This is a genomic window from Azonexus sp. (assembly GCF_049652925.1).
Classification (GTDB): domain Bacteria; phylum Pseudomonadota; class Gammaproteobacteria; order Burkholderiales; family Rhodocyclaceae; genus Azonexus.
The window spans coordinates 80,595-103,991 of the sequence record NZ_JBASFI010000014.1; the positions used below are offsets into that span (position 1 = coordinate 80,595).

Sequence of the window (23,397 nt, forward strand, 5' to 3'; positions counted from 1 at the left end):
TTCAGCGAGACAGACGGGGGCTTCGGCCCCCGTTTTCGTTGACTCAGCCGGCCTTGCCAATTTTTGTCGCCAGCCGGCGGATGGTGATCCGGCGGACGACGACGATCAGCGCCAGCAGCACGAGCATCGGGTCGAGCAGAACATCCCACAGGTTGGCGAAAACGCCGCTGGCGTAGCCGGCGAGGTCGATGGCGAGAATCGCCAGCCAGATATCCAGCCGCTTCCACCACAAGGCCAGACCGAGCGGCAGCAACGCGGCCAGCAGTAATGTCGGCTGATAGCCGAGGGCATACGGATCGAACGATCCCAAGCCGAGCGATGCCGCATAGAACGGTATGGCGAATACGAGCAGGCCAAGAGCTGGGCGGTAGCCAATCGGCAAGGGCGTTTTGTCAGCCAGTTGCAGGACGGCCAGCGCCACCAGGGTCAGCGACGGCGTCCCGAAAAAAGCGTGCATGCCGGGCGCAATGCCGACCACCAAAGCCAGCGTGGTCGCCGCCAGGGCGACGCGGGCGCGCATCTCGCCGAAGGGTACGAGGGCGGTCAGCGCCCCGAAAATGAGGGCGTGGGCGAGTAGACCGTAGGCGGCCAGCAGGTTCATGGCTGCCCTCCGTCGAGCCAGGCTTCGCTGAAGACGACATGCTTGATGCCTTGGCGGCGCCAGTCGTAGGCGAGGTGGATGCGTCCGTCGCGGCCGAGCAGCAGGGACGGGTTGGCGTAGTCGGCGCCACCGTCGGGGGCGGTTTCGACGGTGCGCACTTCCTGCCAGGTCTTGCCCTGATCGGCCGACAGCCAGAGCATCAAGGCTTGCCGCCCGCTGGCCGGGTTGCCGGCGAGCAGAAGCCGGCCGCTCTTCAGGCGCAGCAGGGCGACGGAGGAATTCGGGTTGGCTACGCCGAGGGCGTCGCCCGCCTGCCAGTGCCGGCCGCCATTGTCGGTTGTCGCCACGCGAACCGAACCGGGCGCCGGGCCGGCATCACGCAACACGGCTATCGCCCGCTGCTCGTCGAGGGCGGCAACGGCTGGTTGCAGCGTGGCACCAGCGCCGGGCAGGCGAGTCTTGTCGAGAATCTGGCCGGTTGCTGACAGGCGAAGCCATTCCCCATGCTGGCCGATGAAATCGTGGCTGATCGGCAGCCCCAGACTGCCATCGGCCAGCGGCACGGGGGCGGTCCGGACAGCGCCGCCGAAATTGGCGAACGGCGAGGTTTGCAGGCGGGCCGGTTTGGTCCAGCTCTTGCCGCCGTCGGTAGAAAAACTATGGTTGATCGAACTGCCCAGCGTGCTGCTGGCATACCACAGATGCAGCCAGCTCCCTTCGGCGTGCAGGACCGGATTGCCGAGTCGGCCGATCTGGGCAAAGGTGCCGCCGGCCGTGCTTTCGGCTGTGGCGACCCGCACCGGGCTACGCCAGCCGCCACGATCACGCACGCTGAAATGGACGGTCATCGCGTCCTCAGGGCCAGCCAGCCAGGCCGCGGCAATGCGGCCGTCGGGCAATTCGGTCAGATTGGGGGCGGCTGCCGCACCTGTTTCACGCCACAGCATTTCATTGACGAAGAGCGCAGGCAGCGTCGATAGCGTGGCGGCGGGGGGCGGCGCGAAAGCCGGCGCGGCAGGGCTTGGCGCCCGCCAGAAAGCCCCGGCCAGCGCGCCAATGAACAGCAGCAACAGGAGAGGGCGGGCGGCGACCGGCATGGGCCGGAATTCTAACCCGCTTTCCGGCGAGTTCCGGTCGGCTGAGATCCGCTTGGGTCAAGAGTCATTCCCGCTTTAGCGGGAATGACCACCAGCCGCTCAGCAACCCTTGTATTCCGGCTTGCGCTTCTGCATGAAAGCGTCGATGCCCTCGCCGGCATCCTCGCTCATCATGTTGCAGGCCATCACCTCGCCGGCGTAGTCATAGGCCTCGGTCAGGCCCATTTCCAGCTGCTTGTAGAACATGCCCTTGCCCATGCGGATGGCGACGGCGCTCTTGCCGAGGATGTTGCCGGCCAGTCGTTCGATTTCAGCATCCAGCGCATCAAGCGGGACAACGCGATTGACCAGGCCCTTGGCGCGGGCTTCCATGGCGTCGATGAACTCGCCGGTGAGCAGCATTTCGAGCGCCGCCTTGCGGCCCAGGTTGCGGGCCAGGCCAACGGCCGGCGTCGAGCAGAACAGCCCGACGTTGATGCCGGAAACCGCAAACTTGGCGACATCGGCCGCCACCGCCAGATCGCACATCGACACCAGCTGGCAACCCGCAGCCGTGGCGATGCCATGCACGCGGGCGATGACCGGCTGCGGCATCTGCGTGATGCTCAGCATGAGCTGGCCGCACTGCTTGAACAGCGCCTGCATGAACTCCTTGCTGTGATTGCCGCGCATTTCCTTGAGGTCATGGCCGGCGCAAAACGCCTTGCCAGCCCCGGCGATAACAACCACACGCACGCCGTTCGAGCCGGCGATGGCGTCCAGTTCAGCCTGCAGGGCGCTCAGCATGTCCTTCGACAGCGAGTTGAACTGACCGGGACGGTTCAGGATCAGTGTGGTCAGGCCGTCGGCGCGGTCGGTGCGCAGGACGAGGGGTTCGGTGGTGGTCATGGGTGTCTCCATCGTTGGTGTTATGGGGCCGGCCGTGTGGCCGATGGTCTATCAATAAACGCTGATTCTACCCCCGGAGATCGGGCTGTCGCTTGTGTGGCTTTTGGTACAGACCGCGGTTTGGCCGGTGATTAAGGTAGCTCCCGCAGCATCCCGTGATCATTCAAGGAGAACAGCCAAATGCAAGGCATGCGTTATTTTCTCGACACCCACGACCGCGCTCGCGGCACCTTCCCTGCGCAACTGAGCCCGGAGGAATTCGAAGTCTTCTTCACCCAGTACGAAACCGCCTGTCAGGCCGAGGGCGTCATTCCCCTGCGCACCCATGTCGGCTTTGCCGAAGGCCGCGCCTTCTGCCTGAATCTGGCGCCGGACGCCGAGTCGGTGCGCCGCGCCCACCAGCGCGTCGGCCTGCCCTACGACGACATCAGCGAAATCACTACAGCCACGCCGGGCGACACCTTCTTCCGTCGTCGCGCCTGATTGCCGGCCGGGCGGCGGGCCACAAGCGCCTGCCGCTGGTTATCCCAAAGGTTCCATCATGGACAACGCACTACTAGCCATCGGCCTTCCCGCCGTCCTCATCGGCTTCGCCACCCTCGCCTTCATGGTGCACCGCGAACTCGGGCCGTTCGCCGGCCTCAACGTTGCCGGGCGCTGGCTGCTCACCGGCCTGTTCGGCATGGGCTTTGTCGCCTTCGGCATCAAGATGGCCGTCGCCCTGGCCATCGAACGCCTGCCCGAACAGACAATCGCACCCTTGCTGGCCATTCAGGCCGTGGCGCCAAGGGGAGATGAACAATTCGACACCGGCTTCATCAACCCGGCGCCGGCCCGCCAAGCCCACTACGTCTGGGAAGCGCTGCCGGAAGCGGCGCCCGAGCCGGCCGACAACCCCGGCAACGCGGCCAAGGTGACCCTCGGCCAGCGGCTCTTCAACGAAAAGAAACTCTCCGGCGACGGCACGCTGTCCTGCGCCGCCTGCCACGACCTGTACAGCCATGCCGGCGCCGATGCCCGGCCGACGGCGCTCGGCATCGACCGCCAGAGCGGCCCGCGCAACACTCCCACGGTGTGGAACGCCGCCTTCATGTCGCGCCAATTCTGGGACGGTCGCGCCGCATCGCTCGAAGAACAGGCCACGGGGCCCATCCTCAACCCCATCGAGATGGGCCTGTCCACGCCGGCCGAAGCCGAACGCCGACTGCGCCAGGACGCCAGCTACCGCAATGACTTTGCCCGCGCCTTCGGCGACCGCCAGCCGATCACTTTCGAGCGCATCGCCCAGGCCATCGCCGCCTACGAACGCACGCTGATCACGCCCGACGCCCCCTACGACCGCTTCGTGCGCGGCGACGCCACGGCGCTCAACCCGGCCCAACTACGCGGCATGGCCCTTTTTGAGTCGGTCGGCTGCGTGCTCTGCCATCGCGGCCCCAGCTTCAGCGACGCCGGCCTGATCGGCGGCGAATCGGCCTTCCGCATCTTCCCTGCCAACGCCTCGCCCTACGAAAAGCAGTACGACCTGCTGCTCGACGGCCAACGCGGCACCTGGCGCATAGCCTCGCTGCGCAACGTCGCGCTGACCGGCCCCTGGCTGCACAACGGATCGGTCGACAAACTCGAAAACGTCGTCCGCATCATGGCCAGCGCCCAACTCGGCCGTTCCGGCAAACTCAACACCTGGCTCAACGATGACCGCCAGCTCGGCAAGGCCGACCGCTCACCGATAGGCGACAAGGAAGTGGCCGACCTCGTGGCGTTTCTGGAGGCGTTGAGCAGTGATCGGCTGGTGGCCGGGGCTGGAAAGGGGAGAAGCTGATTTCCGGAGGATTGGGCGCCGTTGCTACGGTCAACCGGAAAAAGTGGCTAAAAATGAAATCTGCTTGAATGAGGCCAAATTACTAATTAGGCAGCACGCAGGCGGCTTTGAAGTTCATAGGAGGGAGGTTGGATACCGAGAGGCACGTAGAAATTGTTCACAACCAGTACCGGGATGCCTCGGAACGCAATTTCAAGCAGTTCAGCTCCACTGTCGTGCGTGGTGAAAGAGGACGTTGTATGTGCCAGACCTTTGTTTGCGAGGTATGCGACATAAGCTAGAGCGGATTCGGCCTCAAGGTGTGGGCCAGGATACGAACTCACCGCTTTTTCAATTGAGAGCATGGATAACCCAGGAAAGTGTTCAACACCGATGTCATCATCTTTGGCTTTGGCTTTGGCTTTGCGCTCTAATAATTGCGTTTGATTCTTACCAGCAAGGCCAAGGAATTCCAGCAGCGCTCGACAATGAACGATAGCGGCTTCTATTGCTCCGTTTGTGAAGCCGGTGGCTTTGCCTTCGATAACCTGCTTTCCATCGAAGCACACTTGAAGGGATGGGGGCTCATCCCAAGTCATGGAGTGTCTAAGCGCAAGATGCCCAATTGCAACGGCGGTAACCCGGTGTTCGAGGAGTGCCAGGAGCTCAGGGGAAGGGGAAGACATGTGACGTCTACTAATACCAGACGACAAAACTTTTGCCCAATTCGGAAACGTGTCCAATAAGCTGGTGGATATGACAACTAAAGGTGAATGTGCAGCATTTATTTTGAGCGGGAGCTTGCATATATTCGACTGGTTCCGGATGACATACCGGACAGTATGAATTTTTGGCTGAAATTGCAAATGACATGTCTCTGGCGCAGTGTTTTGGGCGCCGTGGAAGTCCAGCAAAAGGATTCCAATTTTGGCCATTTTTTCCGGTTGACCGTAGCAATACGTCTCGCCATATCGCCGGGTTCTTGTTTGGTTAATTCCTATGGCATTAAACTCGTCGGCACTGCCGGTCGGTGGTGTATCTGATTTTCGTTGCCCGGCCGTGAGCAGGGAGGGGGTCGGTCATGCAAGGGCAGGCGATGATCAAGCTTGAGGATTTCAGTCCGTTTTCCAGCCTGACGGCGGCTGGCAAGAGCCGGTTGCGCGAGGGTGTGGTGAGTCGGCATGCGGTTTCCGAGGCGCCCTTGTTGTTCAAGGGGCAGCAGATTTCCGGGGCCTACTTCGTGCTGGAAGGGCGCTTGCGGGTTTATTCGCTGGCGCCGAACGGCACTGAGGCGACGATGTATTTGATCGATGCCGGCGAGACTTGCGTCTTTGCCCTGAACAGCCTGTTCAACGATCTGCTCTATCCGGCCTGGGTGCAGGCTGTGGCGGAAACGACGCTGGCTTTCCTGCCCGGTCCGCTGTTCCGGGCGCTTTTTGCCGAGGAGCCGGTGATTCGCGATCTGACGGTGCGCACGCTGTCGACGCTGGTCTTCCGGCTCATGGCGGAGCTTGAGGAGGTGCATTCGTTCAAGCTCAACCAGCGGCTGGCCAACCTGCTGCTGACGCACGCTTCGTCGGACGGGGTGCTGCGCATGACGCAGCAGCAGATGGCCTTCCATCTGGGGACGACGCGCGAGGTGGTGGCCCGACTGTTGGGCGAATTCGTCACGCTGGATTTCGTCGAGACGCGGCGCGGGGTTTCGTTGATTCGCGACGTGGCCGGGTTGCGGCGGGTGGTCAGCGAGGGCTAGCCTGATCATGTAATCGGGAACGCTCCGGCCGGCCGCGGTAAAATGTCGCCCATGAATTCGCCGCGTTACGTCCACCTCCGCCTCCATTCCGAATACTCCGTCACCGATGGCATCGTGCGCATCGGCGATGCTGTCAAGCGCGCGGCGGGGGATGGCATGCCGGCCATGGCTTTGACCGATCTCGGCAATCTGTTCGGGCTGGTCAAGTTCTATTCCGGGGCGCGCGGCAAGGGGGTCAAGCCGATTGCCGGGGCGGATGTGTGGATTGCCAATCCGGAGTCGCCGGACGATGCTTATCGCCTGCTGCTGCTGGCGCGCAACAACGCCGGTTACAAGCAGTTGTGCCAGTTGCTGAGCAAGGCTTATCTGGTCGAAGGCCGGCGTGACCGGGCTGAACTCAATCGCGACTGGTTTGGCGAGGTTGGCTGCGACGGCCTGATCGCTTTGTCCGGAGCGCATCTCGGCGATGTCGGCGAAGCGCTGTTGAACGGCAATTTCGATCTGGCCGGCGAGCGGGCCAAGGCTTGGGAGGCGATCTTCCCCGGCGCCTTCTATCTCGAAGTGCAGCGTTACGGCCAGGCGCAGCAGGAGGCCATCGTCCAGCAGACGGCCGATCTGGCCGGCGAAACGGGCATTCCGCTGGTCGCGACGCATCCCATCCAGTTCCTCAACCGCGACGACTTCCGCGCCCACGAAGCGCGGGTCTGCATCGCCGAAGGCTACGTGCTGGGCGATACGCGGCGGCCGAAGCTGTATACCGAGGAACAGTATTTCAAGACCCAGGCCGACATGGTCGAGCTGTTCGCCGATCTGCCAGAGGCGCTGGAAAATACGCTGGAAATCGCCCGGCGCTGCAATATCACGATGACGCTGGGCAAGAACTTCCTGCCCGATTTCCCGATTCCGCCGGGCATGACCGATGGCGAATATCTGGTCGAGGAGGCGAAGAAGGGGCTGGAAGTTCGCCTTGCCGAGTTGTACCCGGACCCGGAAGTGCGCGCCCAGCGCCGGCCGGAATACGACGAGCGTCTCGTCTTCGAGTGCAAGACCATTCTCCAGATGGGCTTCCCCGGCTACTTCCTGATCGTGGCCGACTTCATCAACTGGGCCAAGAACAACGGCGTGCCGGTCGGCCCGGGCCGGGGTTCCGGCGCCGGTTCGCTGGTCGCCTACAGCCTGCGCATTACCGACCTCGACCCGCTGGCCTACGCCCTGCTGTTCGAGCGTTTCCTGAATCCGGAACGGGTGTCGATGCCCGACTTCGATATCGACTTCTGCCAGGACAACCGTTGGCGCGTCATCGAGTACGTGCGTCAGCACTACGGTGAGGACGCGGTCAGTCAGATTGCCACCTTCGGCACGATGTCGTCGAAGGCGGTGATCCGCGACGTCGGCCGCGTTTTTGGTCTGCCCTATTCGATGTGCGACCGGATTTCCAAGCTCATTCCGATCGTTCAGAACAAGCCGGTGTCGCTGGCCGAGGCGCTCGAGCAGGAGCCGCAGCTCAAGGAAATGATGCAGGGCGACGGCGATGGCGAAACCGTCCGCGAACTGTTCGACCTGGCCAGCCGGCTTGAGGATTTGACGCGCAACGTCGGCATGCATGCCGGCGGCGTGCTCATCGCGCCGGGCAAGATCACCGATTTCTGCCCGATCTATCAGGCCACCGGCAGCGACGCGTCGACGGTGTCGCAATTCGACAAGGATGACGTCGAGAAGGTCGGCCTCGTCAAGTTCGACTTCCTGGGGCTGCGCAACTTGACGATTATCGAGCTGGCCGTCGAGTACATCCGCCGGATGACGGGCGAGAAGCTCGATTTGATGAGCCTCGGGTTCACCGACCCGGCCGCCTACCAGATTCTCAAGGACGCCAATACGACGGCGATCTTCCAGGTTGAATCGGAGGGCATGAAGAAGCTGCTCAAGAAGCTGGCGCCCGACCGTTTCGAAGACATCATCGCTGTGCTTGCGCTCTATCGCCCCGGCCCGCTCGGTTCCGGGATGGTCGATGACTTCATCCTGCGCAAGAAGGGTCAGCAGAAGATCGACTATTTCCACCCCGACCTGACCGCCTGCCTGTCGCCGACCTATGGCGTCATCGTGTATCAGGAACAGGTTATGCAGATTTCGCAGATCATCGGCGGCTATACGCTCGGTGGCGCCGACATGCTGCGCCGGGCGATGGGCAAGAAGAAGGCCGAGGAAATGGCCAAGCACCGCGAGACCATCGCGGCGGGTGCCAAGGAAAAGGGCTACGATCCGGCGCTGGCCGAGCAGCTCTTCGACCTGATGACCAAGTTCGCGGAATACGGCTTCAACAAGTCGCACACCGCCGCCTACGCGGTCGTCACCTATCACACCGCCTGGCTCAAGGCGCACCACTGCGCGGCCTTCATGGCGGCGACGATGTCGTCCGATCTCGACAACACCGACTCGGTGAAGATCTTTTACGAAGACACCATCGCCAACAAGATCAAGGTGCTCGGCCCCGACGTCAATGTCTCGAATTACCGTTTCGAGCCGGTTGACCGCGGCACCATCCGTTACGGTCTGGGCGCGGTCAAGGGTACCGGCGAGCAGGCGGTGAACGTGATCCTCAAGGCCCGCGAGACCGGCGGCCCATTCAAGGATCTGTTCGATTTCTGCCAGCGTTGCGACAAACGCATGGTCAATCGGCGGACCACCGAGGCGCTGATCAAGGCCGGCGCCTTTGACGCCATCGCACCGCTGGTTGCGCCGGGCAAAGGCGCTGATCGCGCCAAGCTGCTGGCTACTGTTGGCATTGCCATGGACTTTGCCGAGCAGATGGAACGCAACGCCATGCAGACCAGCCTGTTCGACGTCGGCGACGTGGCTGACGAGCATGCCCCGGAATACGTCAACGTTCGTCCGTGGGACGAAAAGACGCAGTTGATGGAAGAGAAGACGGCGCTCGGCTTCTTCTTCTCCGGCCACCCGTACAACACCTGCAAGAAAGAACTGTCGCGCTTCGTGCGCCGGCCGCTCAATCGGCTGGAGCCTTCCAAGGAGCTGACGACGCTGGCTGGCGTCGTGGTCGGCGTCCGCACCCAGATGACCCGCCGCGGCAAAATGCTGTTCGTGCAACTCGACGACGGCACCGGCATGATCGAGGTCACCGTCTTCAACGAGCTGTTCGAAGCCGAACGCGCCAAGATCGTCACCGACGAAGTGCTGATTATTGAAGGCAAGGTGCGTTACGACGACTTTTCCGGCGGCAATAGCGTTACTGCCGACAAGCTCATGACGCTGGGCGAAGCCCGCGCCCGTTTCGCCCGGCATCTGCTGCTCAAAATGAACGGCAATTCCGATGCCCGCAAACTGAAGTCCTTGCTGACGCCGTTCGCGCCGGGCTCGGCAGACGTGCGCGTGCGCTACCGGAATGCCGATGCCGAGTGCGAACTGCAACTCGGCAAGGATCTGCGGGTCCGGCTCGATGATGCCTTGCTCGAAGCCTTGTCAGGCTGGCTACAGCCCGAAAACGTGGAAATAGTCTATTCGTGACGAGGCTGATCGACCGGGCGCTGCTCGATAGCCTGACAGCCGAGGCCGAGCAGGCACCTCGCCGGCGTAAAAATCGCAATTTTCATCCGGGGGATGCCTATCCGGCCCACCGTTTGCTGATTGCCATCGAGCCCGGATCGTATGTCGCTCCACACCGACACCTCGATTCGAACAAGGATGAGACGCTGCTTGTCGTCCGTGGGCGACTGGGAATTGTCATTTTTCGGGCCGAAAATGCCGTTGACCGTAGCATTGTGCTGCAGGCCGGCGGCGAGGCGATCGGTATCGACATTCCGCATAGCGTTTTCCATACAGTTCTCGCGCTGGAACCAGGCACCGTCTTCTTCGAGGCCAAGGCTGGCCCCTACGTGCCTGTCGCCGAAACCGAACGCGCCCCCTGGGCGCCAGCCGAGGGGGCGCCTGCTGCTTTCGACTACCTGAAAGCGCTGCAGACACTGTTCGCCTGAGTCGCCCAATTCCGTGTGCCCGGTTCGTCTACGGACTAGATGCGCCGTAATATTTGTCGCTGACATTGTCATTTTTACAAAATATTGCGGCGCAGCATGGATTTGGCAGCTATAAAAAATACCCAATTAAATTAAATGGTTGTCGCTAAATTGCGACATGTTGCTATGCAAAAATATAATTGACATTGGAATTTCTGCTGCTAACATGACATTCCGTTTGCATTGTCTTTGCAAATACCTTTCCCTTCGCTAGTCCTTTGCAGGAGTGCTAATGTTCAATCAACTTAAACCGCTGGCCGCGCTAATCGCCACGGCCTTGATCTCAACCAGCGCGCTGGCTGCAACGCAGACGCTGGACGCCGGCAACTACACCATCACCTATGATGATGCGGCCCTTGGAAAATTCGGTCTTTTGATGCCTACCGCTTCGGGAATTTCGTTCGCTCCGAGCGGCGATGGTTTCAGCGTAGAAAGCTATTCGGGAATTAAAAACACCAGTTCCATCGTTGCGCTGACCATCACTGCAGATGCTGGTTACACCCTGACTGGTTTCAACCTGAGCGAACAAGGTTCTTACCTCAAGTTTGGTGATGGCTCCAAAGTGTCTGCAGGCGGAAATTTGACAGTGCAGGATTTGGTAAACACCGGCGCCAGCGTGACCAAGCAACTCGTGGTGTCGGCACCGCTGACTGATAGCACCACATTTGATGACTTGGTATCGTCACCTTGGACGGCTTCGGCTGGTGCCCAACTTGGTACCACCCAGGCTACGGTGAGTATCTACAATATCCTCGGTGCTTGGGCTGTTTCCGCGAACGACGGCTATGCGACTATCGGGAAAAGCAACGTCATTCTTGATGTCAGCGTTGCAGCTGTTCCGGAACCCCAATCCTTCGCCATGCTGCTCGCCGGTTTGGGTGTGGTTGGCGCCATGGTTCGCCGTCGCCGGATTGGTGTCTGAAAGATCAGTCTGATAACGCCATCCGCATGGATGGCGTAGTTGGCAGAAAGCCTCTTGCATGCAAGAGGCTTTTTTATGTACCCGTCGGGCAACCGTCGGCGGTTGCCCTTGTTTTTGCCAGACCTTGGCGTCGGATTTTTATTTGACCAGATCGGTCTTGAAACCGATGCGCACGGCGCCCCAGTGGCGGCCACCGATCAGGATGGGCATCGAGAGGTCAGCCAGAATTTCGCCGGTGTCGCGGACGTAAGTCTGGAACAGCGAGGACTTCTGGTTCTTGGCCAACTTGAGGCCGACCGGGTCGTTGAAGATCCGCTTGTGCCGGCATTTGACCAGATCCACGGCAGGGTCGCCGCTTGGCTGATTGGAAAAGACACCGTTGTGGGCTGGGGCGTAGCCGTTGGTGTCGACCGACAGCGAATAGGTCAGGCCGGGCACGTCACGTAGCAGGTCGTCGTACATGCGGGTCAGTTCGGCATCGCACTGGTTGTCGTAGGCCGTCGTGTAACGCTTCGGGTTGGAGCCGGGGATTTCCTTGTAGGCCTGATCGAAGACATTGACCCCGCGGTCAGCCATTCGCTGCAGCACGGCAACGACGTTGTCGCGGAAGCCGGCACACTTGTCGTGGAGCGTGTCGAACATGCTGTTACCGGTACGGAAATCAGCCAGCGTGCATTGCAGGTCTTCGGTCGATTCACGCAGGGTCTTGGCACTGTCCAGGCACTGTTTCATGCGGCCGGAAATGTCGCGCGAGTGGTCGCGAATGCCTTCGACTTCGTGATGTATCGTCTGATTGCTTTCGCGCAGGTTGTAAATCGCGCTCGAGATCGACGACAACTGCTCGGTGGTCTGCTTGAAGTCGGCAACCATGGTTGTCAGGTCGGCTGCCGATGTTTCGATGTAGCCGTTGGCCCGCGTCACTTCGCTGACGATGGTCTGTGTCTTGGCCGAGGTATCGGAGACGAGGTTGATCATCGACTGGGTGTTCTGGCCGATGACCTGGGTCGCGGTCTTGACCTTTTCCGCCAGTTTTCGCACTTCGTCGGCGACCACGGCAAACCCGCGGCCAGCCTCGCCAGCCCGGGCTGCCTCGATGGCGGCATTGAGCGCCAGCAGATTGGTCTGGTCGGAAATGTCGTTGATCAGCGACACGATCTGATCGATCTTCATCGAGTTGGTGTGCAACTCGGCAACCGTCGATGAGAAATGCTCGATGTGGGCGTTGGTAGACCGCATGGTCGATGCCACGGTTTCCATCTGCTCGAGCGAGCGCTGGGCGAGATCGAGGTTGTTCTGGGTCGATGCCTGGATCGCGTCCGAATTCCTCGCCACCTCGCTGACCGCCTGGTTGACCAGGTTGCTCGACTCGAAAACGTTGGCCGCCAGAGCCTCCTGGCGGCGTACTGCATCGTCGGTCTGCTGCACCTGGCTGTTCATCCGGGCGGCATCGGCGGCAATGCTGACGCTGCGTTCGCGAGCGTGCGAAATCAGGCCGCGGACGCGACTGAAAAAGCGGTTGATGTTGGCGGAAATGCGTCCGGCAGGATCATTTCCGACTTTGCCTACCGAGTACGAAAGATCAGCGCTGCCGTCAGCGATCGCCGCGATGTCGCGGTCAATCTTTTCGAGAGCGCCGCTGTTGCCAAAAAATCCCATGGTGTGTCTCCTGAACCTTTTTTAGTGAACGGGATTGCGGTGCAGTTTTTGCCGTCCGCCCGATCTCTGCAACCGGGTGGCGGCAATATTTTTTTAGCTGCTGCGCTGGCGCGCTGCTAGGCGGCCGAGGATGAATCCCTTGATCTCATGAAAGGGAATCGGTTTGCCGAAAACGGTGATGTCAGATGGCAGGCCGCGTTCGAGAATTTCGTCGCGGTCGATGGCGCTGACGACGATGATGTCCATGCGCGCCAGATCGGTATTGGCCCGCAGGCGGCGGATCATCTCGAAACCATCCATGCCGGGCATCATGAGGTCGGCAATGAGAATGTCAGGAACGCGCTGGCCGACTTGCAGCAGGCCGTCGAAGCCGTTGGCAACGATGCGCAGCTTGATTGGCAGGTTCCAGCTATCGACGGTCATCTGGTAGAGCATCTGCAGGGTCAGATCGTCCTCGGCGACGAGGATTTCAATCTGTCCACCATATTCCTGGGCGCTTGGCGTCAGATTGCGCCGACGGGCGAGCAGGGCATCAACAGATGCAACCGGAATCCGGCGATGGCCGCCGGCCGTTTTCCACGCTTCGAGCGCGCCGCTTTCAACCATGTTCTGAACGGTGCCCAAGGAAACGCCCAGACGGAGGGCTGCTTGCCGGGTGCTGAGATATTCGGAATCGGCCATGATTTTGTCTTTACTGAAATTACAAATTCGCCAAATTTTATCCTGTAATCGCGCGAAACTACAATAAAAAAAACCCGAGGCGCGTCAGCGCTCGGGTTTTTGCCGGAGATGCCCAGCCCGTGGGCAAAAGCGGTGATTACAGTTTCTTGGCGTTCTTGGCCAGATAGGCGGCGACACCCTCGGTCGAGGCAGTCATTCCGGGCTTGCCCTTGTTCCAGCCAGCCGGGCAAACCTCGCCGTGCTCTTCGAAGAACTGGAGGGCATCGACCATGCGCAGCATTTCGTCGATGTTGCGGCCGAGCGGCAGCATGTTGACGACCTGATGCATGACCACGCCGGTCTTGTCGATCAGGAAGGAGCCGCGCAGCGCAACGCCGGCAGCTTCGAGTTCGACGTCGTAGGCGCGGCAGATGTCATGCTTGACGTCGGCAACCAGCGGGTAGCCGACCTGGCCGATGCCACCGTCCTTGATCGCGGTGTTCTTCCAGGCCAGGTGGGTGAACTGGGAGTCGATGGAAACGCCGATGACTTCAACACCGCGCTGCTTGAATTCTTCCAGACGGTGATCGAAGGCGATCAGTTCGGACGGGCAGACGAAGGTGAAGTCGAGCGGGTAGAAGAACAGGACAACGGGCTTGCCCTTGAAGGAGGACAGCTTCAGCTCCTTGATTTCATTGTTGCCATACACGGCAGTGGCGGTGAAATCCGGGGCTTGCTTGCCAACGAGAACGGCCATGGGGAACTCCTTGTAATAAGTGGTTTGTCGGTTGGGGGAAACATGCAATTTAACCAAGCGGGCATATCGTGTCAAACGGGTATTCTGGTCTGAGCAGGCCGAGCGGGATGCGGCATGGCTTGTCCGGAAAGCACGGCTCGCTGGCATAATTACGGCATGAAAATAATGATAGCCGAGCAGACTGGCGGAGGGGCCGGGACTTGCTGAAGGTGCTGGTTTTTTTGCCGGTGGTGGGGGCGATCCTGCTTGCCGTGCTGCCAGTGCGTCGCGCCTTGCCGCTGTGGCAGGTGGCGATGGCTTTTGCGCTTGGGGCGCTGGGTTACGCGCTGTGGCTGGCAGGGCAGTTTGATGCGGCCGGGCCGGCGTTGCAGATGTTCGAGAGCCGGGCGTGGAATCGCCGGCTTGGTTCCTATTTCGCGCTTGGCGTCGATGGCATTTCCCTGTCCATGGTGCTCCTGACGGCGCTGCTCTCGCTGATCGCCGTGCTCATGTCGCGGCGTATGGACGCGGGGGCGCGACTTTATTTCGTGCTGGTTCTGCTGCTTGAGTCGGCCATGTTCGGCGTCTTCATGGCGCGCGACTGGTCGCTGTTTTATGTCTTCTGGGAAGCGACGCTGCTCCCGCTGTTCTTCCTGATCGACCGACTGGGCGGGCCGAACCGGCAGCGCGCGGCGCTCAATTTCTTTCTGTACACGCTGGGCGGCTCGGTGTTCATGCTCGTCGCGCTGCTCTTCTTGTATGACGCGGCGCCCGGTCACAGTTTCGCCATGGCCGACATGGCCGAAGGCGGGCGCGGCCTACCGCTCAATACGCAATTGCTGATTTTTGCCGGCTTTTTCATCGGTTTCGGCGTCAAGATGCCGGTCTTTCCGCTGCATGGCTGGCTGCCGCTGGCTCACGTCGAGGCGCCCAGTCCGGTGTCCATTTTGCTCTCCGGCGTGCTGCTCAAGATGGGCGCTTACGGGCTGATCCGCGCGGCCGAAACACTGCCTGCCGCGCTACTGGCGACGCAGGACTGGCTGGCCATCATCGCCTTCATCAGTTTGCTGTATGGCGGCATCCTGGCCTGGCGCCAGCAGGACTTGAAAGCCATGGTCGCTTATTCGTCGATTTCGCACATGGGCATCGTCCTGCTCGGCATCGCCACGCTAAACGTCACCGGCCTGACCGGTGCCGTCATGCAGATGGTGGCGCACGGGCTGACCGCCGGCCTGCTCTTTCTCGTCGTCGGCCTGCTTTACCAACGCACGCACAGCCGCGACCTGGCCGATTATGGCTCGCTGCTCGGCAAGGCACCGCGCTTCGCTTTCTTCACGGCCTTCGGGCTACTCGCCGCGATCGGCCTGCCGGGCAGCGCCGGCTTCATCGCCGAGCTGCATGCGCTGGTCGGCGGCTATCAGCGCTGGGGCGGCTGGGTGCTCATCCTGTGCCTCGCCATGCTGATTGGCGCGGCATACAGCCTGCGCGTCGTCGGTCGCCTGTGCCTGAAAGGCAAGCCCATGGACCTGCCCGACATGACGCGGACGGAAGCGGTGGCGGCCGGGATTCTGGCGGTGTGCATCCTTGGCCTTGGCGTCTGGCCGGCGCCTTTGCTTGACCTGATCGCCGGCAGTGTCGGCCAGGTCGCCCGACTGTTCGGGACATGAGATGAACGCCGAACACGACCTGCCCATCCGCCAGCGCCTGGCCCACTGGGTCGAGCATCTGACCCATGTGCTGCCGGCCCAGGCGCCGATCCGAGATTTTGTTCATCACAATACCCTGCATGGTTTCCAGCATTTGCCCTTCGCCGAAGCGCTAACGGCGGCCAGTGCGCTGACCGGGGCGACGACCTGGTGGCCGGAAGGCAAATTCCGCGAGTGTCTGGCCAGCGGACGGATCAGCGCCGACGACCTGAATGCCGCCCTCGACGATTTTGGCGTCGCCGATCTTGACGAACCCTTGATCCGCGCCCTGAGCCGGCGCGACGTCCTGCTCGCCAGCCTGATCGCCGGCAGCGAGGCGCCCGATGCCAGCCGGCTGGGCTGGCTGCAGCGCGAAACGGCGCTGACCCACGATTTCATTTTTGGCCATTTTTTCCGGTTGACCGTGGAAGTGCCGGCCGAGGCTCATGCGCGGCCTTGGCAGCCACTCGCCCAGGCCCGTTGGGCCGAACTCTGCGGCCGCATCGGCAAATCCTGGACCTGGCGCAGCCTGCTCGAACATCTGAGCGGCGAGGACGTGCTCGAGCGTGCGCGCAGCATCCTGCAGCGGCATCTCGCGGCACATCTCGATCTCGGCGTCGCGGCCTGGCGCAACCCGGCGCAAGGGCAGGGCTTCTTCGCCGCCTGGCGAGCCAGCGCCGGCCTCGATCTGGCCTGGGAAATGGACGAATTGCCCAACGTCCGCGATGAAATCCTGCATCTGCCCGACAGCCCGATCGACGTCCTGCTCGAAGAACTGCCGCGCCTGATCGCCGACGAAAACCTTTGGCCCGGCTATCTGCAACGCCTGAGCCTCGAGTTGCCCGGCTGGTCCGGCATGTTCCTCTGGCGCAGCCGCAATCCCGGCCGTGGCGACGGTACGCCGGTGGCCATGCTCGATTACCTCGCCGTGCGCGTCCTGCTCGAACGTCTGCTCACCGACGACCTCCTCCGCCGGCTGACCGGCGGCCCACTGCAACTAGCCGAATTGCCCGAACACTACGCCGCCCGACCGGAAGAGTTTCTCGTCCGCGACGCCCGGCACCAAGCCTGGCTACCCGAAGAGCTGCAAGGTCGCGCCGCCTGTCTGGTTGATCTTGCCCGCAACGGCCATGTCGATGTCGAAGACTGGCGCCATCTGGCCGAAGCCATCGCTCCGGCCATGCATAGCGCCCAGGCCGATAACGCCGCCTGGCAACTGGCCGCCCTGAGCCAGCCGCTCGGCCTGACGCTGGCTGACGTGCAGACGCTGAGCAGTGAAGAAATCGCCGCCCTGCAATTCTGCGCCGGCAGTCTGGTAGCCGAACAGCGTAGCCAGATCTGGCTGCTCGCCTACGAACGGCATTATCGCGAACAACTGTTCTCGGCACTGACCGCCAATCATCCGCGCCAGGCCGCGCCGGCCACGCCGTCGGCCCAGGTAGTCATGTGCATGGACGACCGCGAAGAGGGCACGCGCCGGCATCTTGAAGAAGTCGCGCCGGACATCGTCACCTACGGCGCCGTTGGCTTCTTCGGCGTGCCGATCTATTGGCAGGGGCTCGACGATGCCGGTCGGACAGCCCTTTGCCCGGTCGTTGTCCGGCCAACCCAGCTCGTCCGCGAACAGGGCGGTGTCGGCGCCGAAATCGAACAGGGCCAGCGCGCCGCCCGCCGGGAAAAGCGCCTGCAATGGCGCGAAAGGTTTTATCAGTCGACGCGCCGTCGCGCTGTCGCCGGGCCGATTCTGACTGCCCTCGGCAGCCTGCCGGCGCTCGCCGCGTTGACCGCCGTCACGCTGGCCCCCGGCTGGTTCGCCGAAACGGCACGGCGCTGGCGCGAACAATACGACGGCCGGCTGCCGACCCGTCTCCAGCTGACTGCCGAGCAGCAAGTCGAGGCGACACCCGAGCAGCCGCAACTTGGCCTGACCGACGCCGAGCAGATCGAGCGCGTCGAGGACTTCCTGCGCATGATCGGCCTGACCGGCAATTTCGCACCGCTCGTCCTGTTTTTCGGCCACGGCTCGGGCAGCCAGAACAACCCGCACCTCTCGGCCTACGACTGCGGCGCCTGCTCGGGCAAACATGGCGGGCCGAATGCGCGGGTTTTCGCGGCCATGGCCAATCGCCCGGAAGTCCGGGCCGGGCTGGCCGCGCATGGCCTGTCGATTCCCGACAGCTGCTGGTTCATCGCCGCCGAGCACAACACCTGCGATGACGGCGTCGAGTGGTACGACCTCGAAGCCGTGCCAGAACGCTTTCATGCCGCACTCGACACCTTGCTTGCGCAGGTCGGCGAAGCCTGTCGGGCGCATGCGGCCGAGCGCTGCCGGCGCCTGGCCTCAGCTCCCGTGCGCCCGACTCCGTGGAAAGCACGCCAGCACATGCTCGGTCGGGCCTGCGACATTTCGCAGGCGCGGCCGGAACTGGGTCACGCGACCAACGCCGCTGCCTTCATCGGCCGGCGCGAAATGAGTCGTGGCCTCTTCCTTGACCGCCGCGTCTTCCTGATTTCCTACGATCCGACGAGCGATGACGATGGGCGAATCGCCGAAGACATCCTGCTCGCCGCCGGCCCGGTCGGCGCCGGCATCGCCCTCGAATATTATTTCTCGACGGTCGACAACGAACATTTCGGCTGCGGCTCGAAAATCACCCACAACATCACCGGCCTGTTCGGCGTCATGGAAGGCGCCGACTCCGACCTGCGCACCGGCCTGCCCTGGCAGATGGTCGAGATCCATGAGCCGATGCGCCTGCTCGTCGTTGTCGAACAGACCACGGAGCGACTGACCGCCATCCTGAATCGCCAGCCGCCGCTGCAGGAGCTGATCAACAACGAATGGATCATTTTTGCCGCAAAATCCCCGTTGACCGCAGCAATCGAGCTTTACTGCCCGCGTCGTGGCTGGCTGCCGTGGTCCGGCCCGGCCGTGCTGCCGCAGGTCGCCCATTCGGTTGACTGGTTTGCCGGTGTCTCGGAAGCGCTGGCGCCGGCGATCATTCTTGGAGGCGTTCGATGACCCCGCTGCTCGCCAACCTGCCCGACTGGATCTGGCTCGTCCCCGTCCTGCCGCTGGTCGCCGTCATCATCAACGCCGCCCGCGTCCTGCTCGGCACGGCCACCGGCGATGCCGCCGAGCCGCTGACCGCCCGGCTGTCGTCGCTCGCCGCTTTCGGCGGGTTGGTGCTGCTGCTCGCCATCGACGCCCTGGCCCTGATCGACGCCCCGCCCGGCCACCTTCGCCTCGCCCACTGGTTCGGCAACGGCAACTGGGAGGCGACCTTCTCCTTCATGCTCGACCCGCTGTCGCTAACGCTGGGCACGCTGACTGCCCTGATCGGCTGGCTGGTCATCCGCTTCTCGGCCAATTACCTGCACCGCGAGGCCGGCTTTCATCGCTTTTTCATCGCCCTCAGTTTCTTCCTGGCCGGCATTCAGCTCGTCTTGCTCGCCGGCAATGGCTTGCTCGCCTTCGTCGGCTGGGAAATGTGCGGCGTCTCCTCCTTCCTGCTCATCGGCTACGCCTGGCACCGTCCGGTGGCGACCGGCAATGCGCTGTTCGCCTTTGTCACCAATCGGGGCGGCGATGCCGGCTTTCTGCTCGCCCTCGGCCTGGCCGCAACATGGCTCGGCGGTTTCGAGTGGACGCTGCTGTCGAAAGCCTCGCAGATCAGCGTCGTCAACGACCGTCTGCTGGTCATCGGATTCGTCATCGCGGCGCTCGCCAAGTCGGCACAACTGCCTTTCTCGGCGTGGATCACCAAGGCGCTCGAAGGGCCGACACCGTCGTCGGCCATTTTCTACGGCGCGGTCATGGTCCATGCCGGCGTCTATCTGATGCTGCGCCTCGAACCCTTGCTCATCCAGGTGCCCGACGTCATGTTCGGCCTCGTCGTCGCCGGCACGCTCACGGCGATCTACGCCTGGCTGTGCGGTATGGTGCAGACCGACGTCAAGTCGGCGCTGATCTTCGCGACGCTGTTCCAGGTCTCGCTGATGTTCGTCGCCATCGGCCTGGGCTGGACGACGCTGGCTCTGGTCCATCTCTGCTTGCATGCCGGCTGGCGGGTCTGGCAATTTCTCGTGGCGCCGTCGTGGCTGGTCATCACCCGTGAGCGGCCGCCACCGCCGCCGGCCTGGCTGCGCCACAATCAGTTGCTGTACACCGCCGCGCTGCAACGTTTCTGGCTCGACAAGCTGGCCGACACGCTGTTCGTCCAGCCGACCGAATCCTTCTCCCGCGATGCCCACGCCCTCGAAGAGCATTTCATCGACCACGCCATTGGCCAGCCGGGGCAGGGCAAGGCGGTCCACGCCGACCGCCCGCTGGTCGTCGCCGATGGCTTGCCGGGGCGTTTGCTGGCCTGGGCCTCGGATGTCCTGCAGCGCATCGAATACCGCCTGTTGCTGCGCGGCAAGGGCGGCACGGCCGAAAAGCTCATGCACCGGGCCGGCGCCTACCTGCGCACGCTGGAAAACCTGCTCGAACAGCCGCGCTACCTCATGATGGCCGTGATGGCGACTTTCGTGGTGATCCTGTGAGTGGCCTGACCGAAATCTTCTGGACCGAGCAGGCCAGCCTGCCGCTGCTGCTCGCCCTGCAACTGCTGCCGCTGCTCGGCGCGGCCGTGGTTTATGCCTTCGACGAGCGGCGAACCGGCGTCACGCTCGGCAAGGTCTTCGCGCTGGGCGAACTGCTGCTCTGCATCGTCGCCGTCAGCCACATCAATCCGACCCTGCCCGCCCTGCAACTGGCCGAACGCTTCGCGCCGCTGGCCTACCACGTCGCGGTCGACGGCCTGAGCCTGCTCTTTTTGCTGCTCGCCGCGCTGCTCACTTTGCTCATGACGCTGTACGGCATGAGCCGCGGCATGATCTCGCCGGGCCGGCTGTTTGCCGTGCTGCTGCTGGCTGAGGCCGGGCTGGTCGGCATGCTGGTGACGGTCAATGTGGCGTGGTTCGCCGCCTTCTCGGCCCTCGAATTGTGGGCGGTGGTTTTCCTGCTCCGGCGCTGGGCCTCGTCGCGCGCCGAAATCCACGCGCTGGCCCGCTTCGTCCAGTATCAGGCCTTCGGTTGGGTGCTCTTCGCGGCCGGTTGCCTGGTGCTCGGCTGGGGCCACGCCGAGGCGACGGGCGGCCGGTGGAGCTTCGATCTGTTTGATCTGGCCGGCGCCATTCCCGTCGGCAAATTCCAGACGGCGGCCTTTTACCTGTTGTTCTACGGGTTGGCTGTGCGCACGCCGCTCTTTCCGCTGCATGGCTGGCTGCCGAACATGGCGCAGCATGGCCTGATCGCCGTCGCGCCGGCACTCATGGTCGGCGTCAAGGTCGGCATCTACGGCATGATGCGTTTCGTCCTGCCGCTGACGCCGGCGGCGGTCGAAACCTGGCAGCCCTATGTCGTCGGCTTCGCCATGGCCGGCGTCTTTTTCACGGCAGCGCTGGCTTTCCAGCAGAGCAACCTGCGCCGGCTACTGGCCTTTGCCGTGGTCAGCCACACCAGCCTGCTCGTCATCGGCCTGTTCAGCCTGCACGAGTCGGGCATTCAGGGCGCCATGCTGCTCGCCGCCAACTTCGGGTTGGCGGTGACCGGCATGTGGTTCATCGTCGGCTTCGTTTTTCGGCGCACCGGGACGACCGAGTTGCACGAACTCTCCGGCCTGTTCGAGCGCATTCCCTTCCTCGCCATTGCCTTCCTGACTTTCGGCCTGGCCATCGTCGGCATGCCCGGCACGCCGGGTTTCGATGCCGCTCACCTGATTCTCGAAGCCTCCATCGACAAATTCGGCGCCCTGCCGACTGTGGCGACCGCCCTTGGCAACGTGGCGGCGGCCGGCTTCCTGCTCTGGGCTTTTCAGCGGGCTTTCCTGTCGCAGGCAAAAGCGGGCGGCCACGATGTCGACCGCACCTTGCCGATGGAATACGTCGTCTGCGGCATTGCGCTGGCCGCCATGCTGGCCATCGGCTTCTTCACCGAACCCTGGTTGTACCTGACCGAAACGGCCAGCCAGGCGGCGGCAGCGAGGTTCGTGCGATGAGCCTGCCGCTGCTCTCGCTGCTGATTTTTGGGTCGCTGGCCGGTATCGCCGCGATCTGGCTGTTGCCGGCGCGGGCGACCCGCCATGTCGTGGCTTTCACCATGCTCGTCACGCTGGCCCTGTCCACCGCCGCGCTGGTCGCCTACGACCCGGCCGGGGAGCGCTTCCAGCTGCTCGAGCGGGTGTCGTGGATCGCCAGCCTGAATATTCACTACCTGGTCGGAGTAGACGGTATTTCCGTGCTTTTTTTGCCCGCCACGGCGCTGCTTTTCCTCGGCTCGCTGGTCGCCAGCTGGAATGCGATTAACGACGCGCCGCGCCTGCATTTCAGCCTGCTCCTGCTGCTTGAGGCGGCGACGCTAGGTATTTTCTGCGCGCTCGATACGGCGCTGTTCTTTGTTTTCTGGGAACTGACGCTGGTTCCGCTTTATTTCCTCCTCGGCCGCTGGGGTGTCACCAGCGGCAGCGCTCAGGCCGCGGCACGTTACTTCCTGATCATGCTGGCCGGCGGCATTCCGCTGCTTATCGCTTTCGTCATCCTCGCTGCCAGCCAGCCAGTGCCGACCTTCGACCTGATGGTCCTGCTCGGCGTGCCCCTGCCGCGGTCGACGCAAACGGCGGTTTTCCTGCTCTGCCTGATCGGTTTCGCCTTCAAAGTACCGCTCGTGCCGTTCCATACCTGGCTGCCGCAGTTTGCGCTGGCCGCGCCCGGTTCGCTGACGGCGCTGCTCGTCGGCCTCAAATTGGGGGCCTTCGGGCTGATCCGCTTCGCGATCCCGCTCGCCCCGCAGGCCGCGCTCGACCTGCACTGGCTGCTCGCCGGACTGGGTACCGTGGCCATCCTCTACGGCGCGGTCGGCATGCTGGCCCAAAGCAACCTGCGCCTCGGCCTGGCCTACGCCAGCATCTGCCACGTCGGGCTGGCCGTGCTCGGTCTGGCTTCCTACACGGCGCAGGCGGCGCAGGGGGCGGTGTCGTTATTGCTCAGCTTCTCGGTGGCGACCGGCGGGGCGTTCGTGCTGCTCGAATTCCTGCGCCAGCGCACCGGCTCGACCGACGTCAATGCGCTGGGCGGCGCCGCCAAAACCATGCCGCTGCTCGCCACCGGCTTCATGATCTGCGGCCTGGCCGGCGTCGGCATGCCGGGCACGAGCAGCTTCCCCGGCGAATTCATGCTCATCATCTCGGCTCTGGAACACCATACCGGCGCCGGCATGGCCGCGCTGTTCGGTCTAGCCATCGCCGCCGGCGGATTTCTGTCGCTCTATCGAAAAGCCTTTTTCGGCCCGGTCAGCCGGGCCGCAGTCGCCAACGCCAGCGACCTCCGCCCACGCGAATGGGCCGTGCTCGTCGCGCTGATCGTCATGATCACCGGCATCGGCATCTACCCCGGGCCGTGGATAGAAATCGTCAGGCCGGCCGCCGAAGCGTGGGCGGCGGGGTTGGGGCGCTGATCCTGGGCGTACTTAAGATTTCAATTTTGGCCGTTTTTTCCGGTTGACCGTGGAAGGCTAGTTTGGCGCCCTGGC

18 protein-coding genes are annotated in these 23,397 nt (G+C 62.9%); 11 read left to right on the top strand and 7 right to left on the bottom strand.

The window, feature by feature from the left end:
- Positions 1 to 43: 43 nt before the first annotated feature.
- The 3 genes from WBK19_RS06795 to WBK19_RS06805 form a co-directional block, all read right to left on the bottom strand.
- Positions 44 to 601, bottom strand: a complete 558-nt coding sequence (locus WBK19_RS06795) for a hypothetical protein (RefSeq protein WP_511288141.1) — start codon at positions 599 to 601, stop codon at positions 44 to 46.
- Complete coding sequence (locus WBK19_RS06800; RefSeq protein WP_511288143.1) at positions 598 to 1,698, bottom strand: exo-alpha-sialidase; 1,101 nt, start codon at positions 1,696 to 1,698, stop codon at positions 598 to 600. Before WBK19_RS06800 ends, WBK19_RS06795 begins: the two co-directional genes overlap by 4 nt.
- A gap of 99 nt (positions 1,699 to 1,797) precedes the next feature.
- Entirely contained in the window at positions 1,798 to 2,586 is a 789-nt protein-coding gene (locus tag WBK19_RS06805; RefSeq protein WP_511288145.1) for an enoyl-CoA hydratase, read from the bottom strand.
- A 180-nt stretch (positions 2,587 to 2,766) separates the two neighbouring features.
- On the opposite strand from WBK19_RS06805, the gene WBK19_RS06810 reads away from it, so the two are divergent.
- Both WBK19_RS06810 and WBK19_RS06815 read left to right on the top strand, forming a co-directional pair.
- On the top strand, positions 2,767 to 3,069 hold the full coding sequence (locus WBK19_RS06810) for a DUF4242 domain-containing protein (RefSeq protein ID WP_511288146.1): 303 nt from the start codon (positions 2,767 to 2,769) through the stop codon (positions 3,067 to 3,069).
- A gap of 58 nt (positions 3,070 to 3,127) precedes the next feature.
- Entirely contained in the window at positions 3,128 to 4,408 is a 1,281-nt protein-coding gene (locus WBK19_RS06815) for a cytochrome-c peroxidase (RefSeq protein ID WP_511288148.1), read from the top strand.
- 86 nt (positions 4,409 to 4,494) lie between these two features.
- On the opposite strand, the gene WBK19_RS06820 is transcribed toward WBK19_RS06815, so the two are convergent.
- Positions 4,495 to 5,322 carry a hypothetical protein gene (locus WBK19_RS06820; RefSeq protein WP_511288150.1) on the bottom strand — a complete coding sequence of 276 codons (828 nt, stop codon included), beginning with the start codon at positions 5,320 to 5,322 and terminating at the stop codon, positions 4,495 to 4,497.
- A 146-nt stretch (positions 5,323 to 5,468) separates the two neighbouring features.
- Here WBK19_RS06820 and WBK19_RS06825 point away from each other — a divergent pair, with 146 nt between their 5' ends.
- The 4 genes from WBK19_RS06825 to WBK19_RS06840 all read left to right on the top strand — a co-directional run bounded on the left by WBK19_RS06825 (position 5,469) and on the right by WBK19_RS06840 (position 11,090).
- The gene (locus WBK19_RS06825; RefSeq protein WP_511288152.1) at positions 5,469 to 6,140 is read left to right on the top strand and encodes a Crp/Fnr family transcriptional regulator; all 672 of its coding nucleotides are present in this window, start codon (positions 5,469 to 5,471) and stop codon (positions 6,138 to 6,140) included.
- A gap of 42 nt (positions 6,141 to 6,182) precedes the next feature.
- On the top strand, positions 6,183 to 9,662 hold the full coding sequence (dnaE, locus tag WBK19_RS06830; RefSeq protein ID WP_511288154.1) for a DNA polymerase III subunit alpha: 3,480 nt from the start codon (positions 6,183 to 6,185) through the stop codon (positions 9,660 to 9,662).
- Positions 9,659 to 10,129 (top strand): WbuC family cupin fold metalloprotein, encoded by a 471-nt coding sequence (locus tag WBK19_RS06835; RefSeq protein WP_511288156.1) that lies wholly within the window; start codon positions 9,659 to 9,661, stop codon positions 10,127 to 10,129. The genes dnaE and WBK19_RS06835 overlap by 4 nt, the downstream gene beginning before the upstream one ends.
- A 271-nt stretch (positions 10,130 to 10,400) precedes the next feature.
- The gene (locus WBK19_RS06840) at positions 10,401 to 11,090 is read left to right on the top strand and encodes a PEP-CTERM sorting domain-containing protein (protein ID WP_511288158.1); all 690 of its coding nucleotides are present in this window, start codon (positions 10,401 to 10,403) and stop codon (positions 11,088 to 11,090) included.
- 138 nt (positions 11,091 to 11,228) lie between these two features.
- Here WBK19_RS06840 and WBK19_RS06845 read toward each other — a convergent pair whose 3' ends face one another.
- The 3 genes from WBK19_RS06845 to WBK19_RS06855 all read right to left on the bottom strand — a co-directional run bounded on the left by WBK19_RS06845 (position 11,229) and on the right by WBK19_RS06855 (position 14,163).
- Complete coding sequence (locus WBK19_RS06845; RefSeq protein WP_511288160.1) at positions 11,229 to 12,746, bottom strand: methyl-accepting chemotaxis protein; 1,518 nt, start codon at positions 12,744 to 12,746, stop codon at positions 11,229 to 11,231.
- A 93-nt stretch (positions 12,747 to 12,839) separates the two neighbouring features.
- Entirely contained in the window at positions 12,840 to 13,427 is a 588-nt protein-coding gene (locus tag WBK19_RS06850; protein ID WP_511288162.1) for an excisionase family DNA-binding protein, read from the bottom strand.
- A gap of 136 nt (positions 13,428 to 13,563) precedes the next feature.
- Complete coding sequence (locus WBK19_RS06855; protein ID WP_494648201.1) at positions 13,564 to 14,163, bottom strand: peroxiredoxin; 600 nt, start codon at positions 14,161 to 14,163, stop codon at positions 13,564 to 13,566.
- 209 nt (positions 14,164 to 14,372) lie between these two features.
- Here WBK19_RS06855 and WBK19_RS06860 point away from each other — a divergent pair, with 209 nt between their 5' ends.
- Genes WBK19_RS06860 through WBK19_RS06880 form a run of 5 tightly spaced genes read left to right on the top strand, consistent with a single transcriptional unit; the run spans position 14,373 to position 23,322 of the window.
- Positions 14,373 to 15,809, top strand: coding sequence for a complex I subunit 4 family protein (locus WBK19_RS06860; protein ID WP_511288356.1), 1,437 nt, complete (start codon positions 14,373 to 14,375; stop codon positions 15,807 to 15,809).
- 1 nt (position 15,810) lies between these two features.
- On the top strand, positions 15,811 to 18,849 hold the full coding sequence (locus tag WBK19_RS06865; protein WP_511288164.1) for a DUF2309 domain-containing protein: 3,039 nt from the start codon (positions 15,811 to 15,813) through the stop codon (positions 18,847 to 18,849).
- A complete protein-coding gene (locus WBK19_RS06870) occupies positions 18,846 to 20,372 on the top strand; it encodes a proton-conducting transporter transmembrane domain-containing protein (protein ID WP_511288166.1) in 1,527 nt (508 codons plus the stop codon). The genes WBK19_RS06865 and WBK19_RS06870 overlap by 4 nt, the downstream gene beginning before the upstream one ends.
- Positions 20,369 to 21,868, top strand: a complete 1,500-nt coding sequence (locus tag WBK19_RS06875; RefSeq protein WP_511288168.1) for a complex I subunit 4 family protein — start codon at positions 20,369 to 20,371, stop codon at positions 21,866 to 21,868. Before WBK19_RS06870 ends, WBK19_RS06875 begins: the two co-directional genes overlap by 4 nt.
- The gene (locus WBK19_RS06880; protein WP_511288170.1) at positions 21,865 to 23,322 is read left to right on the top strand and encodes a complex I subunit 4 family protein; all 1,458 of its coding nucleotides are present in this window, start codon (positions 21,865 to 21,867) and stop codon (positions 23,320 to 23,322) included. Before WBK19_RS06875 ends, WBK19_RS06880 begins: the two co-directional genes overlap by 4 nt.
- Positions 23,323 to 23,397: the final 75 nt, after the last annotated feature.

Coding starts and splice junctions, on each gene's coding strand:
- WBK19_RS06825 (WP_511288152.1), top strand. CDS start 5,469: ATGCAAGGGCAGGCGATGATCAAGCTTGAGGATTTCAGTCCGTTTTCC.
- dnaE (WP_511288154.1), top strand. CDS start 6,183: ATGTCGCCCATGAATTCGCCGCGTTACGTCCACCTCCGCCTCCATTCC.
- WBK19_RS06820 (WP_511288150.1), bottom strand. CDS start 5,322: ATGGCCAAAATTGGAATCCTTTTGCTGGACTTCCACGGCGCCCAAAAC.
- WBK19_RS06840 (WP_511288158.1), top strand. CDS start 10,401: ATGTTCAATCAACTTAAACCGCTGGCCGCGCTAATCGCCACGGCCTTG.
- WBK19_RS06855 (WP_494648201.1), bottom strand. CDS start 14,163: ATGGCCGTTCTCGTTGGCAAGCAAGCCCCGGATTTCACCGCCACTGCC.
- WBK19_RS06850 (WP_511288162.1), bottom strand. CDS start 13,427: ATGGCCGATTCCGAATATCTCAGCACCCGGCAAGCAGCCCTCCGTCTG.
- WBK19_RS06810 (WP_511288146.1), top strand. CDS start 2,767: ATGCAAGGCATGCGTTATTTTCTCGACACCCACGACCGCGCTCGCGGC.
- WBK19_RS06800 (WP_511288143.1), bottom strand. CDS start 1,698: ATGCCGGTCGCCGCCCGCCCTCTCCTGTTGCTGCTGTTCATTGGCGCG.
- WBK19_RS06870 (WP_511288166.1), top strand. CDS start 18,846: ATGACCCCGCTGCTCGCCAACCTGCCCGACTGGATCTGGCTCGTCCCC.
- WBK19_RS06815 (WP_511288148.1), top strand. CDS start 3,128: ATGGACAACGCACTACTAGCCATCGGCCTTCCCGCCGTCCTCATCGGC.
- WBK19_RS06795 (WP_511288141.1), bottom strand. CDS start 601: ATGAACCTGCTGGCCGCCTACGGTCTACTCGCCCACGCCCTCATTTTC.
- WBK19_RS06880 (WP_511288170.1), top strand. CDS start 21,865: ATGAGCCTGCCGCTGCTCTCGCTGCTGATTTTTGGGTCGCTGGCCGGT.
- WBK19_RS06805 (WP_511288145.1), bottom strand. CDS start 2,586: ATGACCACCACCGAACCCCTCGTCCTGCGCACCGACCGCGCCGACGGC.
- WBK19_RS06865 (WP_511288164.1), top strand. CDS start 15,811: ATGAACGCCGAACACGACCTGCCCATCCGCCAGCGCCTGGCCCACTGG.
- WBK19_RS06845 (WP_511288160.1), bottom strand. CDS start 12,746: ATGGGATTTTTTGGCAACAGCGGCGCTCTCGAAAAGATTGACCGCGAC.